The organism is Collinsella sp. SGI.241, from assembly GCF_050312955.1.
Taxonomy (GTDB): Bacteria; Actinomycetota; Coriobacteriia; order Coriobacteriales; family Coriobacteriaceae; genus Collinsella.
In genome coordinates this window covers 1-742 of the sequence record NZ_JBNPKM010000029.1, presented here as the reverse complement: position 1 = coordinate 742, position 742 = coordinate 1, and the positions used below count along the sequence as shown (strand labels likewise).

General features: G+C 47.0%; 1 protein-coding gene. It reads left to right on the top strand.

Annotated features, from left to right (window positions below; all coding sequences use genetic code 11):
• On the top strand, positions 1-520 hold a 520-nt coding region (locus ACQQ92_RS08415), incomplete at its 5' end, for a glucosaminidase domain-containing protein (RefSeq protein WP_427796240.1).
• Positions 521-742 lie beyond the last annotated feature (222 nt).

Here is a 742-nt window from a genome sequence, read left to right as displayed (position 1 = left end):
TGGTACGCCAATTATGGGTACGTCTACGATATCTGCTGAATCCATGGCTCGTTTGTTTGTTTCTACCGGACATACTTATCCCTCTGAGGTTTATTCGCAAAGGGGTGCTTCTAGCATTACTGAGTTTTGTAATCAGGCTATTTTGGCCGCCTCCTCTGAAGGCGTAAGACCTGAGGTTGTATTTGCCCAAGCGATGCTTGAGACTGGATGGCTTCAGTTTGGAGGTTCGGTATCTGCAGACCAGTGCAACTTCGCGGGCCTAGGCGCTACCGGTCCTCAGGTTGGTGGAGCAAGATTTGACAACGTATATCAGGGGTTGCTTGCTCAATCTCAGCATTTAAAAGGCTATGCGACCCGTTTGCCCTTGAACAACGTTTGTGTCGATCCTCGTTATCAAGTACTTGTTGATAGGGGGTATCTGGGGATCGCTCCGTGCCTAGAGGACCTCAATGGTTTATGGGCTGTCCCTGGGGATGGTTACGGTCAAAGAATCGCCGCGATAATTAATAGAATAATCTAACGGTGCGATTTGCCCTTCAGTGCTAGTCGTCTTTTGATTTCAGTTATATACCTTCGCTTATTAGGATGCCTGATTCCGATGAAGACAGTTTGCCGTAAGCTCATCATTGCGATATTTGTTGCTTTCTTGATTTGGCCTATGGCTGCTTCGTATTCCTATGCGACAGATCAGGGCGCTTCTTCTCTTTTCGTCGATTCTGCTAATAAGATTTCTGGTCTGTTG